Here is a 23,483-nt window from a genome sequence, read left to right as displayed (position 1 = left end):
GTCTTTTCTTGCTAAACCGTCGGCAAAGCCGCAACTCCCAACTCCCAACTCCCAACAGATTGCCCCGTTTTCTCGTAAAGTATTGTAAAGTAAATTAATAATAGATTAATTTATATCGATCGAGACAGTCGCAACATCGGCACTGACGAATGCCGATCTCCGATTTGCCTTAGCATCGAGCCAACGAGCTTAGTAGAAAATGCCATCATCGAACACGATCTTCCGCCGCCTGCTCGGATCTGCAATTGCCATAGTGTTAAGTATATCGCTATGGTCGATCGCCCCATCCGCCCAAGCTTATGACAATCCCGAACTTTTGCCCACAGAGCAAACCCCCGTCATTGACTTAGCGAAAACCTTCACCGCCATTCAGGAGGAGAATCTAGTCAAAGATATCGACACCTTTGAAGCCGAAACTGGTTGGAAGCTGCGCGTCTTGACACAATACGATCGCACTCCCGGACGTGCGGTGAGTAAATACTGGGGACTCGACGAGAAAAGCGTCCTGGTTGTCTCTGATTCTCGCGGCGGTAATACTCTCAATTTTAGAGTCGGCGATGATGTCTACAAACTCATGCCTAGAACCTTCTGGATCGAGCTACAAACCAGATTTGGCAATATGTACTATGTTCGCGAAAACGGCGAGGACGCTGCCATTACAGACTCCTTAGCAGCAGTTAAAACTTGCTTGGTCAAGGGCGGTTGTAATGTGGTGCCAGGATTGCCAAAAGAACAGTGGTTGCTTACTCTCGTTACTTCTGTTATCGGTGGTGTCATCTGTGGCTTTGCCGGACAATATCGCAAACCTGAAGGTGGTTTTGCTTGGCAATGGGCGTTAATTTTCTCACCATTATGGGGGATTTTATTTATCGCCTTCGGCATTGCACCCGTGATTACTCGTACATCGGAATGGGTGCCCTTAGTACGCAATTGCTCTGGATTTGCGATCGGAGTATTGGTTGCTTATCTCACTCCTGTCCTCGGTCAACAAAACCCATCTGAAGAGTTGTAGTACGTAGCAAGTTTCGAGCGAAAGGGTAGGGGCAATTCATGAATTGTCCCTACCCTTTGTTGTTGAAGTCATAGCAATGTTGCCATGCTACGATGACAAAGGCGATCGATTGTAGTTCGATTCCTCCGATCGCCAGCCGAACGATTTACAATGAAATAATTAGTTACCCGCTCTAAATGTCCGATTCTATCCTCAACCCCATTAAATTAGTGGGATATCATGGCACCAACCTAGAGTCGGCGCAACAAATATTGCAAACAGGGTTTATTCTTAGTCGTAACAAGTACGATTGGTTGGGCAAGGGTGTTTATTTCTGGCAAGACGCACCCTATCGCGCGTGGGACTGGGCTAGCGAATACTGCGGAAAACATGGAGGAGATCCTGCGGTTATCAGATCTGTTGTTAAGATAAACAGAGGTGAGTTTATGGATTTACTAGATTATAGTCAAGATCCTAACTGGGCTAACCATCTTAGCATGGCACACCAATATTTACAGCAACAAACTAATTCTAGACTTCCCCCAAATAAAAGAGCGATTGGATATCATGCTTTGGATAGGTTGGTTTTAGATACTTTAATTGAAGATATTTTAAAGCCAATAGATATAAATGTTATAGCTGTGCGTGCCTGTTTCCAGGAAGGCGAAGAGATATATCCAGGCTCGGCAATCTACAACAAATCTCACATTCAAGTAGCAGTTAGAGATACAAGCTCGATCGTTGAATCAATTTTATTGACCGAAAAAGATTTTTAAAATCCATATAGATCGACACGGGTTAGTCACATGATAGACCATAACAAAATTAGAGACGCGATCGATAATTACTTTAACAATACGCCACCTACAAAAATAATTGAAAATCTCGATCGTCATGCTATCGATCGAAAGAAAGATTTGGAGCAAGAAAACATTAATCATCCGCCCTCAAATAACAAGATATCGAGATCTGACAAACTAGTGAGATTTGAAGAAGTATCTCCCGCAAATCGGGATGCAGCATTTCTTTGTGTTTCGATCGAGTCTCTGGTTGCTCATCTCGGTTTACCGATCTTTGAAGGCTATGACGATTTAGATGAAATGCGCTTAACTTTTCTGACGTTGCCATCCAAGGAAACTGTCACGCTAGTGGAATATTTGAATTCGCCACAGCCTGGGGCTTCTATTTGTGTGGATGCTAAGATGCCGAATATCCCACAAATTGTCTTTGATAGCTGTCTGAAATTACAAGTACCGAGAGAAGAGGTTATTTGGTTTCATCCTGATTGGCAAGAGGAAATCGAAGGGTTATATGCAGAACATGGCAATATCGAGAAACGACCAGAATTACTACAGGTAGAAGAATTACCACCGCGCATTCAGTACGAACCGATCGATTGTTTTTATCATGCCATAGAAATTTACGCCAAAGCTGATTACCCAGAATATTGGGCGATGCTGCAACACAATCTTGGCTTGGCTTATCAAAATCGGATTCACGGCGATCGAAAGGAGAATTTGGAAAGATCGATCGAATGCTTTCACCAGTCTCTAGAAATTTATACTAAGAATGATTTCCCAGAAAAATGGAAGATCGATCGGGAAGACTTAGGAGAATCTCTGAGATCTCTTGAGTCGCTAAAGCTATGCTTATGATGTTCAAAAATTTATTTTCAAAAAGATCGCAAACAGAAGAAGCATATTTGTCAAAACCAATAGAAACATCTTTGTTTAAATCTGGAGATATAATTCGAGATAGATATTGTGTTAAGAAACAAATATTAGCTTGTAAGAGTACTGGCTGGGATGAAACTTATTTAGCTATCGATCGAGATTCTACAGATCTCAAACAAGTAGTAATAAAATATCTAAAGTTGAATATCGGTCGAGGAAGATCGACGACTGCTGGTATTCTGTTCGACCGAGAGATGGACAAATTAGCACATTTAAGCAGCCAAGTTGATTGCATTCCTCGTTTTCACGATCGCTTCCAGGATCGAGACGAATTCTATCTAGTGCAAGAATATGTAGCAGGTAGAAACATGGCAGAAATTTTAGCTAATGTTCGATTATCCGAGCTTGAAACTGTTAGCTTTATTAAAACAATTTTATCTGCATTACAGTCGATTCACGATCGTGACATTATTTACAAATACATGAGGTTGAACAATATAGTTCTTCGCTCTGTCGATGGTAAATTAGGGTTTTTATATTGTGGAGATATTACTAACATCATTGAGATGAAGCCACCAGAACCAAGTGATGGATTTATTAATCATGGCTTCTTCGAGCGATACAAAGCACCAGAGGTGTTAGCACTGAAACCGCAGCTTTCTAGTGATATTTTTGCAGTGGGAGCAATTGGGATTCAGTGTTTAGTTGGATGTTCGCTAAATGAATTAGCAGAATGTCCATCAACCGGAGAGATTAAATGGAGAGATCATTGTCAAGTCAGCGATCGATTTGCCGATATCTTGAATAAGATGTACGAACAAAGTCAAAGATATCGCTACAATAATGTTACTGAAGTTTTGGACGCGCTCGATAAACTTTATTCATAGCATATTCTAGTTTTCTATCTGCAAAGTTGACTCAACATTACATTCTAATAGTTCCCCTCTAAATACAATCGACAATGGATTTAAATTATCCAATCCTCAACCGACAACATCTCTATCTTAGCCTATCCTATGTTTATCTCGCTCCAAGCCTAGAGATCGATCTCTGGGCTAAGATTTACGATCGTGCCAACGCGAATTGGTTAAAATAGTGCTAAAGTACTATAAAAAGCATACTATAATAGTCCCACCTGCTCTTGGCTTAACCGCTCGCAGGATTTAAATATCCCATTGCCACAACGAGCCTACACCTTGCCTTGATTCGCTAAACCGTCGGGGAACCAGACGAGCGCGAATCGCTAACCTCTACCATCTAACCTATGACTTTCGTTGGTTTGCACATGCACAGTGACTACAGCCTGCTCGATGGAGCCAGTCAGTTGCCGAATTTGGTCGATCGAGCGGTAGAATTGGGGATGCCTGCGATCGCACTGACGGATCATGGTGTGATGTATGGCGCGATCGAGTTAATTAAAGTCTGCCGCACGCGCAATGTCAAGCCAATTATTGGCAATGAAATGTATGTGATCAATGGTGACTTTACCCAGCAGAAGCGTTATCAGAAGTTTCACCAAGTTGTACTAGCTAAGAATACCCAGGGATATCGGAATTTAGTTAAGTTAACGACAGTATCTCACCTCGAAGGTTTTCAGGGTCGGGGTATTTTTGCGCGTCCTTGTATTAATAAAGAATATATCGAGAAATATAAGGAAGGCTTGATTGTTACTAGCGGTTGTTTGGGTGGTGAAGTTCCCCAAGCTATTATGATGGGAAGGCCGGATGCGGCGCGAAAAGTTGCAAAATGGTATAAAGAAAGATTTGGAGAAGATTACTACCTAGAAATCCAAGATCACGGCTTGAAAGAGGATCGGGTGGTGAATGTTGAGATCGTTAAAATTGCGCGAGAATTAGATATTAAAATTATCGCGACTAATGATTCGCACTTTGTTTCGTGTTATGACGTAGAGGCTCACGATGCGTTGTTGTGCATTCAGACGGGGCAACTGATTCGCGAAGATAAACGGATGCGGTATAGCGGGAATGAGTATCTCAAATCGGCGGAAGAAATGGCTTTATTATTCCGCGATCATTTGTCGGATGAAGTAATTGCCGAAGCGATCGCGAATACATTAGAAGTTGCCGATAAAATTCAACCTTATAATATTTTAGGCGAACCCAAAATTCCCGATTTTCCAATTCCCGTCGGACATACTCCGGCGACTTATGTCGAAGAAATTTCGCGAGAAGGATTGAAGGAACGCTTGAAGGTTCAACGATATAGCGATATCGATCGAGAATATCAAGAACGGCTCGATTTTGAGTTGAAAATGATCGAGCGGATGGGATTTTCGACCTATTTTCTAGTTGTGTGGGATTATATCAAATTCGCACGAGATCGAGCGATTCCGGTCGGCCCCGGTAGAGGCTCCGCAGCGGGTTCTCTAGTCGCTTATGCGATGAAGATTACTAATATCGACCCCGTACATCATTGCTTGCTATTCGAGCGGTTTTTGAACCCAGATCGCAAGTCGATGCCTGATATCGATACGGACTTTTGTATCGAACGTCGAGCTGAGGTAATCGATTATGTAACTGAGAAATATGGCAAGGAGCGGGTAGCACAGATTATCACGTTCAACCGGATGACATCTAAAGCGGTGTTGAAGGATGTGGCGCGGGTGCTAAATATTCCCTATGGTGCTGCAAATGAGTTGGGGAAAATGATTCCGGTAGTGCGGGGGAAACCGACAAAATTGGCGGTGATGATTTCGGACAAAACGCCAGTACCGGAGTTTAAACAGATATATGAAACGGGTGAATATGCCGATCCAGAAACTGGCGAAAAAATCACTGCTAGACAGTGGGTGGATATGGCAATGCGAATCGAAGGTACGAACAAAACCTTTGGGGTTCATGCGGCTGGTGTCGTAATTTCGGCGCAACCTTTGGATGAAATCGTACCGTTACAGCGGAATAACGATGGCTCGGTAATTACCCAGTATTATATGGAAGATCTCGACTCGATGGGTCTATTGAAAATGGACTTTTTGGGACTGCGAAATCTGACAATCATTCAAAATGCGATCGATACGATCGAGCAAACTAAGGGCGATAAAATCGATCCGGATGACATCACTTTTGAGGAGCGACGTACTTATAAGATCTTAAATAAAGGTTCGTTAAATAAACGTCCGCCTAATGTTGACAAAACATATAAACAAGTCGAATCGGGCGACTTAGAAGGCGTCTTTCAATTAGAGTCTTCAGGGATGCTAGACGTGGTTGCCAGATTGAAACCATCGAGTATCGAAGATCTATCGTCCATTCTCGCATTATATCGTCCTGGGCCATTAGATGCTGGACTGATTCCGATTTTTATCGATCGCAAACACGGACGCGAAAAAATTAGCTACGAACACCCGATTTTAGAGTCAATTCTAGAGGAGACATATGGGGTAATCGTATATCAAGAGCAGATCATGAAAATCGCTCAAGATTTAGCAGGATATACCCTCGGTGAAGCCGATATTTTGCGGCGGTGTATGGGTAAGAAAAAAGCCGATGAAATGAATAAACAGCGCGAGAAATTTCTCGATGGTGCAGCGAAGAAAGGGGTGGCTCATGCGATCGCCGATGCCTTATTCGATAAGATGGTTTTGTTCGCGGAATATTGTTTGAGTTACGATACAAAAGTAATGACGGTTGAATATGGTGCTCTACCAATTGGTAAAATTGTCACAGATAAAATTGCTTGTACGGTTTTGAGCGTGAATGAGAGTGGCTATGTAATTCAGCAGCCTATAGTTCAATGGCACGATCGAGGTCAACAGGAAGTATTTGAGTATTCACTAGATGATGGTAATATAATTCGCGCTACGGCAGATCATAAATTCATGACTGTCGATCGACAAATGTTGCCAATTCAAGAGATATTCGATCGTAACTTAGATTTATTGCAACTCGATAACTTACTATAATGGCTACAGGATATCTTCAGCTAAATACACAACAAAAACAAGCAATCCTAGTAGCTTTTCAAAGTGGTGAGGAGTGCAGATCGATTCCTAAAATACTAGGAGTTAGTGGTAGATCTGTTGCTAGAGTCCTAGCTGAGTTTGGAGTCAATACTAAGCGTAGAAATAGATATACTCTCAATGAAAGCTATTTTGATAAAATTGATACTCGCATCAAAGCCTATTTGCTGGGGTTGATGGCTGCTGATGGTTGTGTCACGAGTAAGAATTATGTTGTGTTAGAATCAGTCGATCGAGAATTGGTAGAACTTTTTGCTAGAGCGATTGAATATTCAGGAGAAATCAGAGAAATAGATCGCTCTCCGCACCAACCACACTTTTGGATAAATTTCTCCTCTCAAAGGCTTGCAAGATCTCTTCATCAGTGGCAAATTATTACAGATCGAATGGCGAGTGACTCCTATCGATTTCCCACAGCAGAATATCTGAATCCTTATGTATTGGGGTACTTCGATGGAGATGGTTGTGCATATCCCAATAAAGGTAGAAGCGGCGGACTATTATGTATTGTTGGCTCTAAAAACTTTGCTGAAGAGTTATGTCAAGTTATGAATATGGGAGTTACTATAGCACACAGCCATAATGTAGTTTACTACTGGCGTATTTATAGCAAAACTAATATCCAAAAGTTTTACGATCTGATGTACGAAGATCCCAATCTAGGATTAGCACGCAAGAAAGAAAAAATCGAACAAATACTAGGAAGTTACCATCGTGGTTAAAATTATTAGTTGCAAATCTCTAGGTGTCCAACATGTTTACGATATTGGATTGAGCAAAGTTCATAACTTTTTATTAGAGAATGGCTCTGTGGCTTCTAATTGCTTTAACAAAAGCCATTCTACTGCATACGCTTACGTTACTTATCAAACAGCATTCTTGAAAGCAAATTATCCGGCTGAATATATGTCGGCACTGTTGACTGCTAATAGTGGCGATCAAGATAAAGTAACTAGATATCTAAACAATTGCGAGCAAACTTTGGATATCAAAGTCGAGCCGCCAGATATCAATCGATCGTATGTAAAATTCCGTCCGGTTGTCGATCCAGAACGCCCCAATCGTTTGAATATTCTATTTGGTTTATCGGCAATTAAAAACGTTGGTGAAGCGGCGATCGAGAATATTCTCAAGGCGCGGGAAGAGGGTGGAGAGTTTAAATCTCTTGCCGATCTTTGCCAGCGAGTTAGTTTGCAAGCAGTAAATAAACGGACGTTAGAATCGCTAATTCAATGCGGGACATTTGATAATCTCGATCGCAATCGGCGACAATTAATTAACGATCTCGATGTAATTATTCCGTGGTCGCAAAGTAAGGCCAAAGAAAAAGCGATCGGACAAGGTAATCTCTTCGATTTGTTGGGCGGATCGACACCAGAAGTAGGCGGCTTCGATGCCGTTCCCAAATCTCCTTTGGTGAGTGATTTTCCTTCTGCCGAACGGTTGCAGTTCGAGCAAGAACTTTTGGGTGTATATGTCTCGGATCATCCACTCAAAAATGCTGAGAAAATTGCTAAGATGCAAAAGCATGATTTCAAGCGAATTATCGAAATCGAGAAGCCTTGCAAAGATGTTAAGCTGGTAGTGATGCTGACTGAGGTGAAAATAGTCCAGACGAAGAAAGATAATAAGTCGATGGCAATCCTCAAATTAACGGATATTGCTAGTAGCAAATTAGAGGCAGTAGCTTTCCCGGAGGCTTACGAAAAAATCAAGGATCTATTAGTCACAAATAGTTCGGTGATTCTAGCTGGTAAAGTCAGTCGCAAAAAAGATAATGACGAACTTCAGATGATTGTCGATGAAGCGATCGAGATCGATTATAACTTCGCCCATAAGCCAGCAGATATCGAACTCGAACCCCAGCATCTAGTGCTAATCGAACTCCCGGTTAATGTTGCCACAGATGAGATTAGATCTCAAGCATTAAAGACGATGCTCGAAGAGTATTCAGGGGATACTTCAGCAGTAAAAACACCAGTTTACGCGATCGTGCGGAGTGAAAACGGTTATCGACTAGTCCAATTTGGCCAACAATTTTGGGTTCAAGATCCCACCGAGCTGGTAGAGAGAATGCACGATCGCGGATTTGACATCAAAGTCAAACAAATTAGCTCGCTAGAGAGTTAGAATTCGATCGTTAATACTCGCGCGCGCTAAATGTGTAGGGTTACCTCTACACATCGAGTGAAATATACTAGAGACGATCGCCAACCGCTAGTTTATACTGATAAAGCAGCGCACAATAGCGAGACATTAATGAAACCTTATACAGCCTCCTTGGATTCGGGTTGGCGGCATGAATTCATCCAAACCAACAATATTCGCTTACACTGCGTCACTCAAGGTGAGGGCGAATTAGTCGTTTTACTACACGGATTTCCAGAATTTTGGTATTCCTGGCGACATCAGATTCCGGCTCTAGCCCGACATTTTAAAGTCGTCGTTCCGGATCTGCGCGGTTATAATTATTCGGATAAACCTTCTGGTGGTTACGATCTCGATACCCTCAGTACCGATATTCAGGGGCTAATCGAGTCTTTGGGGTACGTTAAAGCGCATGTGGTGGGACATGACTGGGGTGGGGCAATTGCATGGCATCTAGCCCAAAAATGCCCGCAAGTACTCAACCGATTGGCAATTCTCAACGCTCCCCATCCCCAAAGATTATTTCAGGAAATGGGCAGCAATCTCGATCAATTGCGGCGGAGTTGGTACATGTTTGCCTTCCAAGTACCCGGATTACCAGAATGGTTGATCCAACAAAATCTTAAAGATTTTATCCTCAATGTTTTTCGCGGACAAGCTGTCAGAAAGGGAGCTTTTACCGCTGAAGATAATCAAATTTATCAGGAAGCTTTAGAAAAGCCAGGTGTTTTAGCTTCGGCAATCAAATATTATCAAAATCTGCTCTCGCCCCAAAATTGGCTTCAGAACTGGAATAATTCGCCTTTAATGGTGACGGTACCGACACTGATGCTGTGGGGGGAGGAAGATAATTTCTTGAGTAATAAGCTTACCGACGGTATGGAGCGACTGATTTCTGCACCATTTAGACTCAAAAGAATTCCTCAGTGCGGACACTGGATTCAACAAGAAGTCCCTCAAATTGTCAATCGAGAACTGTTGAATTTCTTTCAAGCTGAAAGTATAAAGCCTAGCTCCGAAGTTTCGATCTAACTAATCAAACTTAAATAATCGATCGATATTAATGACTATCGATCGATTATTTAACAAAAAATATATGTTTAGTTCGCTATTGTTATAGTATAAATTTAAACTCCACCATAACAACTTACTTATCAAGTATCAATTATCAATTAATTTTAAGCATTGACTAAAGCTTGAGATACATATTTATTGACCAAATTTACCAGCTCGGTCGGTGTAAATGGTTTAGTCATATAATCATCTGCACCGACCATTCTGGCTTTGAGCCTGTCGAATAAACCATCGCGACTGCTGAGCATTAAAATTGGGACGCTTTTTAAGCTAGGAGATTTCCGCAAGAGTTGACAGAGTTCGTAGCCATTAATATCTGGCATACTAATATCCAGCAAAATTAGCATTGGATGAGTACGGACTAGCTTCGTCATTGCTTGAGCGGGTTTGAGTAAGCTAATTACTTCATAACCTTGAGCTTCTAGCGTTAATTTGACACTATTTTGAACGGTTTGACTATCATCGATACAAGCAATTACCGGACGTTCTTCATCTTGCTTTTGTCCGTATGCTGAAATCTGCGCGCTCCGATTGCGCACTAATGGTAGCAACATGTGACTGAGTTCTTGGACGTCAATATTGAGTTGATTTGCCGTACTATAAAGACAGAGATTTTGGGTTAGTGCTGATTGATAAGACTCGATCGCTTTAGTACTTTGAAGTTGCTGCCATAACAACTTATATAAACTATCGATATTCGAGAGATATACTCTCACTAATGGCGAAGTAATATGCGGGCGAATTTTTTGCCACTGCCAAATTAGTTGCTTGACAGGGGTAATTACTTGTTGCGCCGAAGTTGATAAAATTAATACGTCTAAGTGTGCGTCTAGGTTGAATTCCATTTCGGCAGTACCAAGAGCCATAATATGCACGAAGGCTTCTTGAGTACAAGTAAATGCTAATTGACGAACTTGTTGGAGTGACAATTTACCCGATTGCCACTGATGAGTAATAAATTTGTAATCGGATTGACCGATGGCAAAATCGCTTAATTTAAAATCTGGATGATGGTGTCTAGTCAAATATATTAAGCGTTCTCTTTGCCCTAGCGTACTAGTTGCAAAATGCAGCTTACCATTACCAAAGTAAGCTTCCCAGGCACTCGAATTATCGAGAGGATCTCTGATAATTAATTGACCTGATAGTTCTTGTTTGATAATATCTTTTAATGCTTCAACAACTCTAGTCATCACTGGTATTGATATATTTTAACTAATCTTGTCGATATAGCACAGTTTAATTTTAGCGATCGCGACCGCGAACGATCTCAAGTAGAGCGTGCTGTTTATCTACATTGAAACTATCGATCGAGATCGAAGGCGATTGATAATTTTTAATAACAAACAATCGATAATGCCAAATGAATGCTAGCAGGAATTATGAGTAAATTTACTTAGATATTCAAGCTATCTCATATACTTAATATGCCCAGCAGAAACTAAATTCAAACATCAGAATCGACAATTCCCAGAATTGGCAAGACGACAACGAACTAGCCCCAGACTAGTCGCTCGCTCCCGATTTATCGTCAAACTGGCGCGGAAACATGTTGACTTTCGAGACAGTCATCAAAACTAACTTTACGCGATCGAATAATTTACCCCGAATGACTAGAATTCAACAGTGGCTGGCTTTGCACCAAGATCGTCGCAACTGGATATCGAGTGCTAAACCAGCTTTATCAGTATTATTGACAGCTAGTGTGGTATTGCTAATGGGGGTTGCTCCTGGCATAACTCAAGAGCGCAAGCCAGCCCGAACGCTCACAGCTAGTGGTAGAGGTATCGTTAGTATTCCCACTACCCTAAGCCAAATTCGCCTAGCGATCGAAGTTGCTGGCAAAACACCCACAGCAGCACAGCAAGAAGCCGCCAAACGCTCGACACAGGTGGTAAATTACCTCAAATCGCAACAGGTAGAAAAACTCCAAACTGCGGGAATTAATCTCAATCCTACCTATGTTTACCAAAATGGTACTAGTCCCAGAATTACAGGTTATTCGGCCACCAATAGTATCAGTTTTCGAGTAACTAACGATCGAGCCGGGGCGATCCTTGATGCAGCAGTAAAAAATGGTGCGACGCGCATTGATGGCGTAAATTTTGTCGCCAGCGAACAGGCAATATCTAATGCCCAACTCCAAGCTCTCAAGCAAGCCACGCAAGATGCCCAGCGTCAAGCCGACGCAGTACTCGATACGCTCAATCTCAAGCGCAAAGAAGTCATCGGCATTCAAATCAACAGCGCATCAACTCCCGCCCCCATTCCGTTGGCGCAAGAAGCGATGCGATCGAAAGTAGCTGATAACAGTTATACTACTCCCGTCGTCGGTGGCGAGCAGCAAGTAGAAGCAGCAGTGACGTTAGATATTGGCTATTAGATAGTTGGTAGTTGGTAGTTGGTAGTTGGTAGTTGGTAGTTGGTAGTTGATAGTCGATAAAAAAGGGAGGGGCAATTCATGAATTGCCCCTCCCTTTATCGCAAATATAATCTAATTAACTTTGAACTTGCAGTTCGCCAACTAATTGTTCCAGTTTGTCCTCACCAACGTGATAAACTTCCCCGCAAAAATCACAAGTAGCTTCAGCACCCTTATCTGTGGCAATCATATCCTTAAGTTCGTCTGTTCCCAACAACTTGAGCGCGCCTAACATCCGTTGTTCGGAACAAGGACAATCAAATTTGAGCGGCTTTTCGTCGGGGAAAATCTTGAGATCCAAATCGCCGAGTAGTTCCTCTAGAATCTCTGGGAGATCTTTACCCGATTGTAATAAAGGTGTAAAACCTTGTAAACTGCTAACTCGCGACTCTAACAGCGTCACTAAAGACTCATCGCGTGCGGCTTTTGGCAATACTTGAATCAAGATCCCGCCAGCAGACTGGACGCTGTGGGCATTCATCGAGACGCCTAATACCAGTGCGGATGGAGTTTGCTCGGAGCTAAATAGATAGTTAGCCACATCGTCGCCAACTTCCCCAGACACTAACTCGACAGTACTAGAGTAGGGACGACCGTAACCCAGATCGCGAAACACATAGACAAAACCTTCATTGCCGATCGCGCCACCGACATCTAGTTTACCAGCAGCGTTGAGAGTTAGTTCGACTTGCGGATTGTTGACATAGCCTCTAACGGTGCCATCGACGCCAGCATCCACCATCAGCCCGCCCATGGGGCCATTGCCTTTGATGCGGAGATTGACACGAGCAAACTTGGTTTTCATGCCGGAGGTGAGCAATAATGCCGCGCTCATTGCCCGTCCTAAAGCATCTGTGGATACGGCGGAGAGTCGATGCCGCACTCTGGCTGTCTCGGTGAGGTCGGTGGTAATTGCCGCTACGGCACGAATTCCACCACCTGCTGCTGTTGCTCGAATCAGTCGATCGGTCATAACTTCCCTTAAATATTCACCTTCATTTATTTTAGAGGTTGGCCACCCCAGATTCTAGGTCGTTAATCACCACCGAAGATTTCGATATTGGTAAAGGCGGCGACAGGGGCACCGTGCCCCACCCAGACGATTTGATTGGGTTCGCCTTTGCCGCAGAACGGAGAACCGTACATTTCCCAGGTATTGGCATTACCAACTCGATCGAGATTGCCCCAGAATTGGGGTGTAATGCCCCGGTAGTTGGGGTTGCGGACGGTTTGGGTCAATTTGCCATTTTCGATCAGTTTGGCGTACTCACAGCTAAACTGGAACTTGTGGCGACGATCGTCGATCGACCAAGAGCGATTGGACTCCATATAGATGCCCCGCTCGATTCCGCCGATAATTTCGTCAAAGCTTTGCTCTCCCGGTTCGAGATTGATATTTGCCATGCGATCGATCGGCGGACGATTCCAGCTACAAGCGCGGCTGCAAGCAACTCCAGGCAGATCCAAGCGGGCTTGACTTTCCAAGCTACCTAACCCGCGTTCCAAAATTCCGTCGCGGATGATATATTCCCGCGTCGCACTAGCTCCCGTATCGTCGAAACTATAGCTGGCAAATTCTCCCGCCACAGTCGGATCGAAGGTAATATTCATCAACGGCGAGCCGTAAACGAGATTGCCAAAATCCGAGGGCTGGACGAAACTTCCGCCCGCATAGTTACGCTCGTCGCCCAAAATCCGGTCTAATTCGAGAGGATGTCCGACGCTTTCATGGATTTGTAATAGCAGTTGATCCGGTGCCAGTACTAAAGTCGTCGTCTCGGTAGGACATTCCATCGCAGTGAGGAGTTCTACCGCCTGTTCGCCCACTTGTTGCACCCGCGCCCACAAATCGGGCGTCAGAAAATATTCCATGCCCCCCTGATAACAGCGTGCCAATCCGCCGCGATCGCTGCGATGTTGGATAATAGCTCCATCCTGAGCGGTGGCGGCATAATCGGTGGTCATCAGTAGGAATTTCTGATAGACATCGGAGCCATTGCTGCTGACGAACCAGCTTTCGATTTGGCGGGTAATAATCGTGGCACTAGTTTGGACGATTTTGTCGCTGACTTTAAGGGTGTGACAAATCTTGCTCAGTTGCTCGCTAATTTCGCCAGGAGTGAGGGTATTAAAGGGTTGGAGGGTAGGGGAGACATATTGCCCGACTACTTTGGGTCGTTGGGCGGTGGTGACGGTATAAATCCGATATTTGCTGGCAGTGCGGGCGCGATCGAAAGCTGCCTGCGCGGCAGCGCGAACGCCTGCGGGGGTGAGGATGTTGGTTGCGCCGTAACCGATCTGTCCATCGACTAGGACTTCGACCATCACACCTTCACTGATGGTCGTACTATTATTTTGGGGCATTCCGTCGCGGGCGGAGCGTCCAGTGGATACTTCTCGCACTTTTCGCAGTCCCAGCCACTCGACAGAAAGATCGATGGATTGAAGTAAGTCGCTAAGTTGAGATATGGTCGCAGTACTCATCGATCTAGCTTGCTAGTATGGGACGTATTCTCATTTTACCCATCTGAGTGGGGTTATGGAAATCGAGCTTTGTTGTGCCCGATTATTTAGACTAAGTGAGGCACTCTCTAGCTGATTCAATAATTCGTGGAATTATCTCCCACGATGATGGCGGTTTCGATCGCACCCTGGCTGCCAAATCTCAAATATCTACAACAATGGTGTCAGTACGGCAGTTCCAGAGCCTTCGACAGGATGCGTCGATTTTAAATTGCCAATAGCCGATCGATATTATTTATCATTCTTTTTTACATAATTTTTTTAATGCAGAAGCTCTGTTCTGAAAGCGATCGAGAGAAGGCGGCTATTAGTTTAAACTTAGATTTAGATCGACTACTATCGTTTATTAAACCCCGAATATTCAAAGTTATGAAATTGACACCAGTTATACTTTTAATTTGCTCGCTACTGCTACCGATCGGATCTCGATTCGTCCGAGCTGAACATCCAGCTCCTCCATCTGGTAGATTAGCTATTGCCAAAGATGAATTTAGCCTAATGAAGAACGAACGCATCGGCAATTTACGGATCGGGTTATCTAAAGCAAAAGTCAAACAGAATGGCAAAGTCAGCAAGATCTTCTTGGGCGCAGCGGCTGAATAGTTTATAAGCAAAGCTTTTTATGGATTTGATAATCAGACCGCAAAAGTTACCAGGCATAGTTAAACTTAGTGCATTGGTAATAATATTATTTACATGGGGTGTTGATGCCGCACCACCGATCGCCAAAATGGAATTCGCGATCGCACCAAAATTCGATGCTGCTGGAGATTTTTCTGAAGGTTTAGCACCCGTTGGATTTCGGGATGATACCAAAGCTCCCGATTCCGCTGGTAATGTTGAGATCGGCAGCTACGGCTATATAGATCGCACTGGTAAATTAACAATTCCCGCACAGTTTTTTGAAGCTAGCAATTTTTCTGAAGGTTTAGCCGCAGTTAGAACCAGATCCCAGCAAGATGGTAAATCGTCGCTGTTTGGATATATCGACAAAAACGGCAAAAGCGTCATTGCGCCCCAATTCACCTCTGCTGGTAAGTTCTCAGGTGGTTTAGCACCTGTAATTGCCTTAGATGGTAAGGGTTATATCGATCGGCGGGGGCAAATGGTCTTCAAGCTCAAATATGACTCGATCGGTGATTTTTCGGAAGGGCTAGCACCAGTGGGAATCGAGATCGAAGGCTCGGCATACCAACAGCAAAAATATGGATATATCGATCGACGAGGGCGGTTAGTAATCCCATTCAAGTTTATAACGGCTGGCAAATTTTCCCAAGGATTGGCCTTAGCGGAGCTACCCAATAATGGCACCCGTGGGTACATTAATAAGCTGGGCAAATTCACGATCGAGAATCCAAAGTTGGATATCTATCGAGCCGGAGATTTCCAAGAAGGCATGGCAGCGGTAGAACTTAGTGGTGGTGCCTGTTCGGCGGCAGCTTATTGCGAACATACGTATATCGATCGCCAAGGGAAAGTCGTTTTTTTCTCGCAGTTTGTTGCTGCTGGCGCATTTTCGTCAGGACTGGCTCCAGTGGCTATAGGTGGCGGCGGTAGAGATGCTGGTGGCTTTTACCCAGCCACAAATTGGGGGTTTATTAACCAGCAAGGAAAATTGATGACTGACACTAAATTTGACGATGCTGGTACGTTTAGTCAAGGCTTGGCTAGAGTAAAGATCGATGGCAAATATGGATATATCCGTAGATAGATTGTAGGTTTCTCGATTCAAGAACGCCTACGAGAACAGCTTAAGTGAAAAATTAACTCAAAAATTATCTCCAGTTATCAGATCTGGTGTGGAGAGTTGTCTAAACCGATACTAGGTACAGACAAGCAAAGGGGACTCAGCTCGTGACTACTACACTAATTCCAGCACAGACACAGCACATCGATCTTTCGAGCGAGACAATCGATTTGGCACAGCCAACGCTACACGTTAACGAAGCCTTGCCCTTGGTATTACAAATTCAAACGAAATGGCAGACTCGGCTGGCCATCGACTGCGCTCGGCAAGATGAAGCCAGTAGATCGAGTATTCTCAACTGGCTTATGGGCGAAGATCGAGAACGCTGGGAAACTCTAGAGCCGCCACAATTACAAATTATCGAGCGGGGGATGGAGTATCGCCTGCAAATTTTGTGCCAGAGATACTTGGGATTGTCCCCAACACTCGCCTACAAACATCTGATGCAACGTTTGGGTGGATTAGTGGTGCTGAGGGAAAAGATCCGCTCCTGGCTCGCTCAAAGCCAAGAGCGGCAGCGCACGATCGTCGATGTCGTGCAAGAAGTGATTCAGGAAATGTTGCAACGCGATCGCTATATCTTACAGCAGCTTGCCTGGATCGGTGAATGTACGCGCAATGCTCGGCTACGGGATGCGCTACTGTTTGCCACCGTTGAAGAATATTGTCTGCGTCCCGTCCAAAGTAAACCGTTAATTGCTTGTCGCTTTGTCAACTATCTCCGTCGCTCCCAAACTGGTGGTATGACTAAGATTCCTCAAGGCGAGTGGCTGAAATTTGTCTCCGATGAAGTAATCTGTGATGATGATGCTGGTCTGAGTCGATTCGATTTACAAGCACAAGATGATTATCTCCAGCAGCAAGCCGAAGCAGAAACCCAAGTTTTGCGTGATCGTGTCATTGGCGAATTCCGCGCCCATTTAGTCGAAAAAATTGGCGCGCAAGCGGGCATTTGGTTGGATTTATACCTTCAGGGCAAACCCCCAGAATCGATCGCGACAACTTTAGAGATGAATATCAAACAGATCTATCGCTTGAAGCAAACAATTAACTACCATGCGATTAAAGTTTTTGCCATGAAGTCGCAGCCAGAATTAGTATCGCAATGGTTGAGAATTTCGCTGCAAGAACATAATTTTGGCTTGACACCCAACCAATGGGAAAAGTTGGATGCGAGTTTAGATTTCAAGCAGCTTCAAATTTTAATTGGCCTCAAATCTGGATTGTCAGTCCAAACGATCTCTCAAAATCTCAATCTGAAAACCGATCGAGTCGTCAGTGAATGGAGTCGCATCAATGCGATCGCTCAAAAAATGAGAACCGCTTAAATATCTTCAGCAGATGCCAAATAGATTTAGAGAAACTAGCGACAATATTTATTCATTTAGCGAATACATCTTAGTAAAATGTCCTAAATGTAGTTTGCGAGCGGTTGTTTTTGCTAGCGATCGAGATCGCCAGGATTTGTTTGCACCACATCGATTTGTTTGTGCGGCTTGTGGTGCGACTAAAGATTGGACGGGAGCGCAGGTGAATAGGAATTGGGATTGCGAGCCTGTAGATTACTATTTTCAATATCCCTTGTGGCTGCAAACCCCCTGTTGCGGTCATACTCTCTGGGCTTATAATTTCAGACATCTAGATTTAATTGAAGCCTTTGTGAGTGCAAAACTCAGGGAAAGAAGACCGGATGAAAACTATGGCTGGTCGAATCAAAGTTTATACTCGCGATTGCCAAAATGGATTAAATCCGGGAAAAATCGCTCGTCTATTCTTAAAGCGATCGAGAGAATGCGGCTATTAGTTTAAACTTAGATATTGCATCACTGTCGATCGATCTGTTTGAGGCTTTGTCGAGCTGCTTGGTGTTGAGGATCGAATTGCAGAGCCTTCTGAAAAGCTGCCTTAGCTGCTGGTAATTTTTGCTGTTGTTGTAACGCCATACCGAGGAGGTAATGTGCTTCGCTATCTTGGGGACGGAAGGCGATCACTTTGTTATAAATGGTAATTGCTTCAGCTAATTTACCTTGCTGGACAAGTACCTGTCCCCAGCCGCAATAGGCAACATGTTGCGCGTGCGGATATGTGGTGAGGAGTTGTTGATAAACCGCGATTGCTTCATCCCAGCGTTGTTGTTTTACTACCGATCGCGCAAATATTTGCATCGCTGAAAATATCTGGGAAATTATGATGGAAATTAAAGAAAAGACCGATCGAGTTTTACACATAACAGATCGAAATCGGCAATGTTTATGGGGGTTATTATTTGCCACACCTTTTCTATTGTTGGGGTTAGGAACGATCGCTCTAACTGCTAAGGTAATTACGTTAGAATGTGAACGCGATCCATCCAGTCAAATTGAGTGCCAACGTAGTGTCGTAGGTATTTTAGGTACGGAAAGAGATCGAATTCCAGGTAAGTTAAAATCGGCAACAACGGTTAAAACTAGTGGCAAGGGAGCAGTACTGAGAACGACTGAAGGCGCGATTGAATTAGCCCCTTATCGTGCTTTTGTAACCGATAGAGTTAATAAAACCGTCGATCGATTGAATGCTTTTATCAAAGATCCCCGGCAAACTAAAATCTCGATCGAACAAGACGATCGGTGGGCAAATTCGCTCTGGTACATCAATTTTTTAGTCGGTGGACTGGCAGTTGCTATTGGTGCTTTGGCGATTCCGCTGCGGATGAGCTGCCGATTCGATCGTGGCAGTGGGGATGTGACTTTAGATAAGAAATACTTAGTATATGGCGATCGACAAACAAAGCTACCACTATCTACAATCGATCGATCTCAAGTTGGCAAATTACCATTTAGTATCGATCGTAAATCGGTTTACACGATTCATTTAATCCCGAAAGACTGCAAGAAAATTTCACTCTCCGTCCCCAGCCAAGATCGCTCCCAGTATCAGGGAATTGTTGATGCGATCGATGAATTTATATGCCAGCATTAATAGCTATGCCGACTCAAGAAAGATTATTCGATCTAAGCCAACGAAACTTAAACACTTCATGGTGACACAAACAATTATGTCGATCGCTATTAATCGATCGGGAGGAGGTTGCCAATTCGATCCTGTCGCTGCCGATCGACTCAAGCAACTGTCGCACCTAGCATTATTAAAGAGGCTGTTTGTGCTTCAGAAATTCCAGTTGCACCAGTAATATTCATTCCTTCATAGGGGCGCGGTGCTTCTAAAATCTTCAGACATGCTCCCGTTTGGGCATCCCAAATCTTGACCAGACCGTCACTGCCGCAACTGATAAGCTGTGAGTCCTCCTCAGTCCACAGCACTTGGCAACTGAAGCCGCGATGGGCTGGTATCTTCTGGAGGCATTCGCCTGTTTCAAGATTCCACAACTGAATTTGACCGAGCGCATCGGTGCTGGCAAATTGTCGGCCATCCGCACTCCAGGCTACCGACCACAACCAGGCATCTCCATTCAGAATCTGCACACATTCCCCGGTTGCGACATCCCAGATCCGAATGGTTTGGTCTTGCGATGCACTCGCCACTCGCGTACCATCTGGACTCCAAGCAACACTACAGATAAACTGCTGGTGCCCCGTAAAGGTATGCAAAATCTTTGTCGTTTGCACATCCCAAACTCGAACTGTCAGATCGTAACCGCCCCCTACTAGTTTGTGACCATCGCGATCCCAGGCGAGCACATAGATCATCTGTTGCAATCCTGGCAGCGTTTGGATGCACTCTTGAGTTTCGAGATTCCAAATTCGCAATAGATTGTCTGCCCAGCTTACCATCGCTAAATGAATACCATCCGGATGCCAAGCGATCGTACCAAAACAATTAGGAAGTATTTTCAGGCACCGACCCGTCTGCCAATCCCAGAACCGAACGGTGTTATCGTAAGCATGACTTGCTACCCACGCACCTTGGGGATGCCAGCCAACATTCCAAATACTATTGGTGTGACCGGATAAAGCCGTAAATTTACATGTCTGCAAATCCCAGAGATATAGGGTTCGATCGAGACAACCCACCGCTAACATCTGCCGATCTGGGCTGATTGACAAGCGCAGCATCGTATTGTCATAGCCGCTGAGGGTGCGCAAACAATCCCAGGTTTCGGTATGCCAAAATTTGACATTTTGTTCGTCGCTACCGGAAGCAATTATGGGCTGGCTGGGGTGCAGCGCGAGCGACCAAACGTTGGTACGGTGAGCAGTAATGCTCCGCAAACATTTCCCCGTCTCAACATCCCAAACCCGTAGCAAACCATCGGGGCTGCTACTCATTAGCGCATCGCGGTGAGTGCGATTTAAGTGGCTATTAGCAACCAACCAATCGACTTTCCACATCTGGTTATCGCCCTGGATGGTCATCAGACATGCTCCGGTATCGGTATTCCAGATTTTCAGCGTGCGATCCCAAGATGCCGTAGCCAAGCACACGCCATCGGGATGCCATGCAGCACTGTACACTAATTCGTTATGTCCTGTCAGGGTAATGAGGCAAGTACTCGTCGCCAAATCCCAAAGCTGAATGCGATCGTCTAAACAAATGGCAAACCGATCTTGGTAAGGATGACGAATAATGTAGGTGTGCATTTTCTCTGCACCCGTTTGCCATTCACCGAGTTCTTTCCCAGTAGCCGGATCCCACAGTTTGACCCGATCGACATCCGCACAGATGAGTATTCGGCCATCCTGACTCCAATCGAGAGAGATAATACCTTTATCGTGTGTGGCGAGCGTGTGTAAGCATTTCTGCTGCGCTAGCTCCCAAATCTTTACCGAGCAATCTAACGAACCACTCGCCAGTCGAGTACCATCTGGACTAAAACGTAACGTCCGCACCCATGTGTTATGTTCGTGCCATGTATGCGCCAGCTCGCCGCTATCTGGCTGCCAGAGCGAGATATAACCAGTTGCATCTCCTGTGGCTAACCACTGGCCATCGAACCTGAAGTCCATGGAGATGATATTACTAAATACTTGGATAAAGGCCGGAGAAATCCAGTGGGTACGATCGAAGTTGACATGTTGCAGGCGAGATTGGACGAGATAAGCATGACGGATGGTGAGGCGCGAAAAGTCAGCATCGGTCAGATCGATCGCGGCTTGTTGACAAAGATTGAGTAAATTTCCGGCGGCATAACTGGTGTGTAACTCTGGTGACTGGCGCAAGATGGCGAGAATTTTCTCGATTCGATCGGGGCTAATCGGAGTGGATGTCGAGCCAAATCCTTCGCAAATCGCTCCCAAAATCAGCCGCGACTGGGTTTGGCGAATATAGTCTTTGACTGTAGTTTTCAGCAAGGCAAACTGCGGAAATAGATCGAAATTATAAGTTGTTAATTCTTCGACAATAGTTGTTGTCAATCGATCGGTAACATATTCCATCACTACAGGCTGCTGGGTATAGCCTCGATCTTGTCGTTCGATTAACGAGCGGCGGTGGAGAGATTCCAGGGCTTCCATGATTCTGGCTTTGGGCACCTGGGGGACGATATCGGCATGGAGTTCGGTAATTGTCGTCCACTCACGATCGATCGCCAGCCAATACATCACTGCTCGTTCTAATGGGATCGATCGCTCGAACTGGGTATCGAGCAGCCGCCGAATGCCATTAAAGATGGTCGTTTTCTCGCCTAAAAACTCATCTACATTGCCAGCAAATAATTCCCGGATCGAAGTGCCAGCAATTTTTAGAGCCAAAGGATTGCCGCTATACACTTCGAGTAATTTAGACCGACCTTCAGCCGAAGGCGTTAAGCCGATTGCATCGAATAATCGATCGCTATCCGTTGCAGGCAATCCCGATAGCTGGAAAGCTCGGACAGGCAAAGTAAACCCTTCGATATTGGCGATCGATTCTGGTTTTTCCCGACTGGTGAGGACGACGCAACTTTGATGGGGAATTTCGCCGAGCTGGGCAAACATTTCGTCATAAGCTTCATAACCCGATCGACATCGCCCCGTAGCTTGTCCGCCCTGCAATAGGGTTTCGCCATTGTCCAAAATTAACAGACAGCGATGTTGGTGCAGGTAATGGAGCAGGCGCGACAATAGGGCGGTAACTGTCAGTGCTGCTGTCATTTCCTGACGATCGGACAAGACTCCCACAATATCTGTCAACAGGGTTTCGAGGCTGGGTGCATTGCGGAGCGTGCGCCAGACAATGAATTCAAACGCAGGTTGGGCGGGGAGTAGTTGCTGTGCTAACTTGACCGATAGCGCGGTTTTACCCATGCCACCCATGCCCAGCAAGGCAATCAGACGACAGCGATCTTCTTGAATTAAGGTTGATAGGGCTGCTAGTTCTGTATCTCGTCCGTAGAATGTGGACACATCGATCGCCTCACCCCAATCCACTAATGTTGTTACTGGCGGAGTCGATAGTTCTAGTGGTGGCGTTACTTGAGGCTCGATAGCTGCGCTCTCACCAGAGGCGATCGGCTGAATCGGCTGCGTTGGTGAGTGTTCGTTTGCTCCCGGTTTTTGATAGTCTTCTGGTTCTAAATGTAGGGTTAAGGCTCCGAATACATGTTCTAACGTGAGTTTATCCACGCCCACTTCTGCCGCCAACACCCGTGCCACGGTACTTGTCGCAATTTGCGTATGTTCGCTGAGATCTTCTAAGGTCAGCCGATCGCCACCATTGATAGTTCGAGCAAGTTGTTGTCTGGCACTTTCTAATTTGCGTTGACCGATCGGCGAGAGGACGACTCCTCGACGGCGAGTTTTTTTGGTGGCGGTCATAGGTGTGAGCTTAAGGAAAATGGACTGGCGTTTGTCACCAAATTGTTCGGCAAAGTTGGCGGTTTCAGCTCTTTTCGGGTACCTGAGTGCGAAACTAAGTTTTTACAACGATCGGCGAATAAATCTTAGCAGGTTTTTTTTCAGTTAAGCAATAGATAACCTAATGCTTAACAAAAAAATTAACTCGGCTTAACT

20 protein-coding genes are annotated in these 23,483 nt (G+C 44.7%); 15 read left to right on the top strand and 5 right to left on the bottom strand.

Features of this window, described 5'->3' with window-relative positions:
- Positions 1-199 precede the first annotated feature (199 nt).
- From C7B77_RS04475 to C7B77_RS04440, 8 genes are all read left to right on the top strand, one after another.
- The gene (locus C7B77_RS04475) at positions 200-1,012 is read left to right on the top strand and encodes a TPM domain-containing protein (RefSeq protein ID WP_106300721.1); all 813 of its coding nucleotides are present in this window, start codon (positions 200-202) and stop codon (positions 1,010-1,012) included.
- Positions 1,013-1,188: 176 nt separating this feature from the next.
- Positions 1,189-1,767: a poly(ADP-ribose) polymerase family protein gene (locus C7B77_RS04470; protein ID WP_106300719.1), complete on the top strand. Its 579-nt coding sequence runs from the start codon at positions 1,189-1,191 to the stop codon at positions 1,765-1,767.
- A 30-nt stretch (positions 1,768-1,797) separates the two neighbouring features.
- Positions 1,798-2,646, top strand: coding sequence for a hypothetical protein (locus tag C7B77_RS04465; RefSeq protein ID WP_106300717.1), 849 nt, complete (start codon positions 1,798-1,800; stop codon positions 2,644-2,646).
- Complete coding sequence (locus C7B77_RS04460; protein WP_181243703.1) at positions 2,643-3,551, top strand: serine/threonine protein kinase; 909 nt, start codon at positions 2,643-2,645, stop codon at positions 3,549-3,551. Before C7B77_RS04465 ends, C7B77_RS04460 begins: the two co-directional genes overlap by 4 nt.
- 377 nt (positions 3,552-3,928) lie before the next feature.
- Positions 3,929-6,586: a DNA polymerase III subunit alpha gene (locus C7B77_RS04455; RefSeq protein WP_106300713.1), complete on the top strand. Its 2,658-nt coding sequence runs from the start codon at positions 3,929-3,931 to the stop codon at positions 6,584-6,586.
- Positions 6,586-7,365: an LAGLIDADG family homing endonuclease gene (locus C7B77_RS04450; protein ID WP_106300711.1), complete on the top strand. Its 780-nt coding sequence runs from the start codon at positions 6,586-6,588 to the stop codon at positions 7,363-7,365. Before C7B77_RS04455 ends, C7B77_RS04450 begins: the two co-directional genes overlap by 1 nt.
- Positions 7,358-8,773 (top strand): helix-hairpin-helix domain-containing protein, encoded by a 1,416-nt coding sequence (locus C7B77_RS04445; RefSeq protein WP_106300709.1) that lies wholly within the window; start codon positions 7,358-7,360, stop codon positions 8,771-8,773. The genes C7B77_RS04450 and C7B77_RS04445 overlap by 8 nt, the downstream gene beginning before the upstream one ends.
- A gap of 129 nt (positions 8,774-8,902) precedes the next feature.
- Positions 8,903-9,823: an alpha/beta fold hydrolase gene (locus tag C7B77_RS04440; protein WP_106300727.1), complete on the top strand. Its 921-nt coding sequence runs from the start codon at positions 8,903-8,905 to the stop codon at positions 9,821-9,823.
- 146 nt (positions 9,824-9,969) lie between these two features.
- On the opposite strand, the gene C7B77_RS04435 is transcribed toward C7B77_RS04440, so the two are convergent.
- Complete coding sequence (locus C7B77_RS04435; protein WP_106300707.1) at positions 9,970-11,058, bottom strand: response regulator; 1,089 nt, start codon at positions 11,056-11,058, stop codon at positions 9,970-9,972.
- A gap of 356 nt (positions 11,059-11,414) precedes the next feature.
- On the opposite strand from C7B77_RS04435, the gene C7B77_RS04430 reads away from it, so the two are divergent.
- A complete protein-coding gene (locus C7B77_RS04430) occupies positions 11,415-12,248 on the top strand; it encodes an SIMPL domain-containing protein (protein WP_181243702.1) in 834 nt (277 codons plus the stop codon).
- A gap of 115 nt (positions 12,249-12,363) precedes the next feature.
- On the opposite strand, the gene hslO is transcribed toward C7B77_RS04430, so the two are convergent.
- Together hslO and C7B77_RS04420 are read right to left on the bottom strand one after the other, a co-directional pair.
- Complete coding sequence (gene hslO / locus C7B77_RS04425) at positions 12,364-13,260, bottom strand: Hsp33 family molecular chaperone HslO (protein WP_106300705.1); 897 nt, start codon at positions 13,258-13,260, stop codon at positions 12,364-12,366.
- Positions 13,261-13,322: 62 nt separating this feature from the next.
- Entirely contained in the window at positions 13,323-14,771 is a 1,449-nt protein-coding gene (locus C7B77_RS04420) for a TldD/PmbA family protein (RefSeq protein WP_106300703.1), read from the bottom strand.
- A gap of 126 nt (positions 14,772-14,897) precedes the next feature.
- Here C7B77_RS04420 and C7B77_RS31335 point away from each other — a divergent pair, with 126 nt between their 5' ends.
- The 5 genes from C7B77_RS31335 (at position 14,898) to C7B77_RS04400 (ending at position 18,366) form a co-directional block, all read left to right on the top strand.
- The gene (locus C7B77_RS31335) at positions 14,898-15,020 is read left to right on the top strand and encodes a hypothetical protein (RefSeq protein WP_281261334.1); all 123 of its coding nucleotides are present in this window, start codon (positions 14,898-14,900) and stop codon (positions 15,018-15,020) included.
- A gap of 159 nt (positions 15,021-15,179) precedes the next feature.
- Positions 15,180-15,413, top strand: a complete 234-nt coding sequence (locus C7B77_RS04415; RefSeq protein ID WP_146138181.1) for a hypothetical protein — start codon at positions 15,180-15,182, stop codon at positions 15,411-15,413.
- A 19-nt stretch (positions 15,414-15,432) separates the two neighbouring features.
- Positions 15,433-16,521 (top strand): WG repeat-containing protein, encoded by a 1,089-nt coding sequence (locus tag C7B77_RS04410; protein WP_106300699.1) that lies wholly within the window; start codon positions 15,433-15,435, stop codon positions 16,519-16,521.
- Between the two features lie 143 nt (positions 16,522-16,664).
- A complete protein-coding gene (locus C7B77_RS04405) occupies positions 16,665-17,885 on the top strand; it encodes a HetZ-related protein 2 (protein ID WP_245894050.1) in 1,221 nt (406 codons plus the stop codon).
- A gap of 13 nt (positions 17,886-17,898) precedes the next feature.
- Positions 17,899-18,366, top strand: a complete 468-nt coding sequence (locus C7B77_RS04400) for a hypothetical protein (protein WP_106300697.1) — start codon at positions 17,899-17,901, stop codon at positions 18,364-18,366.
- Between the two features lie 14 nt (positions 18,367-18,380).
- On the opposite strand, the gene C7B77_RS04395 is transcribed toward C7B77_RS04400, so the two are convergent.
- The gene (locus C7B77_RS04395) at positions 18,381-18,722 is read right to left on the bottom strand and encodes a tetratricopeptide repeat protein (protein ID WP_181243701.1); all 342 of its coding nucleotides are present in this window, start codon (positions 18,720-18,722) and stop codon (positions 18,381-18,383) included.
- Positions 18,723-18,744: 22 nt separating this feature from the next.
- Between C7B77_RS04395 and C7B77_RS04390 the strand changes: the two genes are divergently transcribed.
- Complete coding sequence (locus C7B77_RS04390; RefSeq protein ID WP_245894049.1) at positions 18,745-19,515, top strand: hypothetical protein; 771 nt, start codon at positions 18,745-18,747, stop codon at positions 19,513-19,515.
- 140 nt (positions 19,516-19,655) lie between these two features.
- Here C7B77_RS04390 and C7B77_RS04385 read toward each other — a convergent pair whose 3' ends face one another.
- Positions 19,656-23,288: a WD40 domain-containing protein gene (locus C7B77_RS04385; protein ID WP_106300691.1), complete on the bottom strand. Its 3,633-nt coding sequence runs from the start codon at positions 23,286-23,288 to the stop codon at positions 19,656-19,658.
- Between the last annotated feature and the right edge of the window lie 195 nt (positions 23,289-23,483).

Source organism: Chamaesiphon polymorphus CCALA 037 (genome assembly GCF_003003845.1).
In the GTDB taxonomy this organism is placed as follows: Bacteria; Cyanobacteriota; Cyanobacteriia; order Cyanobacteriales; family Chamaesiphonaceae; genus Chamaesiphon; species Chamaesiphon polymorphus.
Note: the sequence above shows the minus strand (reverse complement) of the source record. Positions and strands in the feature narration are given on the sequence as shown.

Bases quoted from the DNA above. Each gene is read 5' to 3' on its own strand.
- C7B77_RS04475 (WP_106300721.1), top strand. From the start codon at position 200: ATGCCATCATCGAACACGATCTTCCGCCGCCTGCTCGGATCTGCAATT.
- C7B77_RS04470 (WP_106300719.1), top strand. From the start codon at position 1,189: ATGTCCGATTCTATCCTCAACCCCATTAAATTAGTGGGATATCATGGC.
- C7B77_RS04465 (WP_106300717.1), top strand. From the start codon at position 1,798: ATGATAGACCATAACAAAATTAGAGACGCGATCGATAATTACTTTAAC.
- C7B77_RS04460 (WP_181243703.1), top strand. From the start codon at position 2,643: ATGATGTTCAAAAATTTATTTTCAAAAAGATCGCAAACAGAAGAAGCA.
- C7B77_RS04455 (WP_106300713.1), top strand. From the start codon at position 3,929: ATGACTTTCGTTGGTTTGCACATGCACAGTGACTACAGCCTGCTCGAT.
- C7B77_RS04450 (WP_106300711.1), top strand. From the start codon at position 6,586: ATGGCTACAGGATATCTTCAGCTAAATACACAACAAAAACAAGCAATC.
- C7B77_RS04440 (WP_106300727.1), top strand. From the start codon at position 8,903: ATGAAACCTTATACAGCCTCCTTGGATTCGGGTTGGCGGCATGAATTC.
- C7B77_RS04435 (WP_106300707.1), bottom strand. From the start codon at position 11,058: ATGACTAGAGTTGTTGAAGCATTAAAAGATATTATCAAACAAGAACTA.
- C7B77_RS04430 (WP_181243702.1), top strand. From the start codon at position 11,415: ATGTTGACTTTCGAGACAGTCATCAAAACTAACTTTACGCGATCGAAT.
- hslO (WP_106300705.1), bottom strand. From the start codon at position 13,260: ATGACCGATCGACTGATTCGAGCAACAGCAGCAGGTGGTGGAATTCGT.
- C7B77_RS04420 (WP_106300703.1), bottom strand. From the start codon at position 14,771: ATGAGTACTGCGACCATATCTCAACTTAGCGACTTACTTCAATCCATC.
- C7B77_RS04415 (WP_146138181.1), top strand. From the start codon at position 15,180: ATGAAATTGACACCAGTTATACTTTTAATTTGCTCGCTACTGCTACCG.
- C7B77_RS04410 (WP_106300699.1), top strand. From the start codon at position 15,433: ATGGATTTGATAATCAGACCGCAAAAGTTACCAGGCATAGTTAAACTT.
- C7B77_RS04400 (WP_106300697.1), top strand. From the start codon at position 17,899: ATGCCAAATAGATTTAGAGAAACTAGCGACAATATTTATTCATTTAGC.
- C7B77_RS04395 (WP_181243701.1), bottom strand. From the start codon at position 18,722: ATGCAAATATTTGCGCGATCGGTAGTAAAACAACAACGCTGGGATGAA.
- C7B77_RS04390 (WP_245894049.1), top strand. From the start codon at position 18,745: ATGATGGAAATTAAAGAAAAGACCGATCGAGTTTTACACATAACAGAT.
- C7B77_RS04385 (WP_106300691.1), bottom strand. From the start codon at position 23,288: ATGACCGCCACCAAAAAAACTCGCCGTCGAGGAGTCGTCCTCTCGCCG.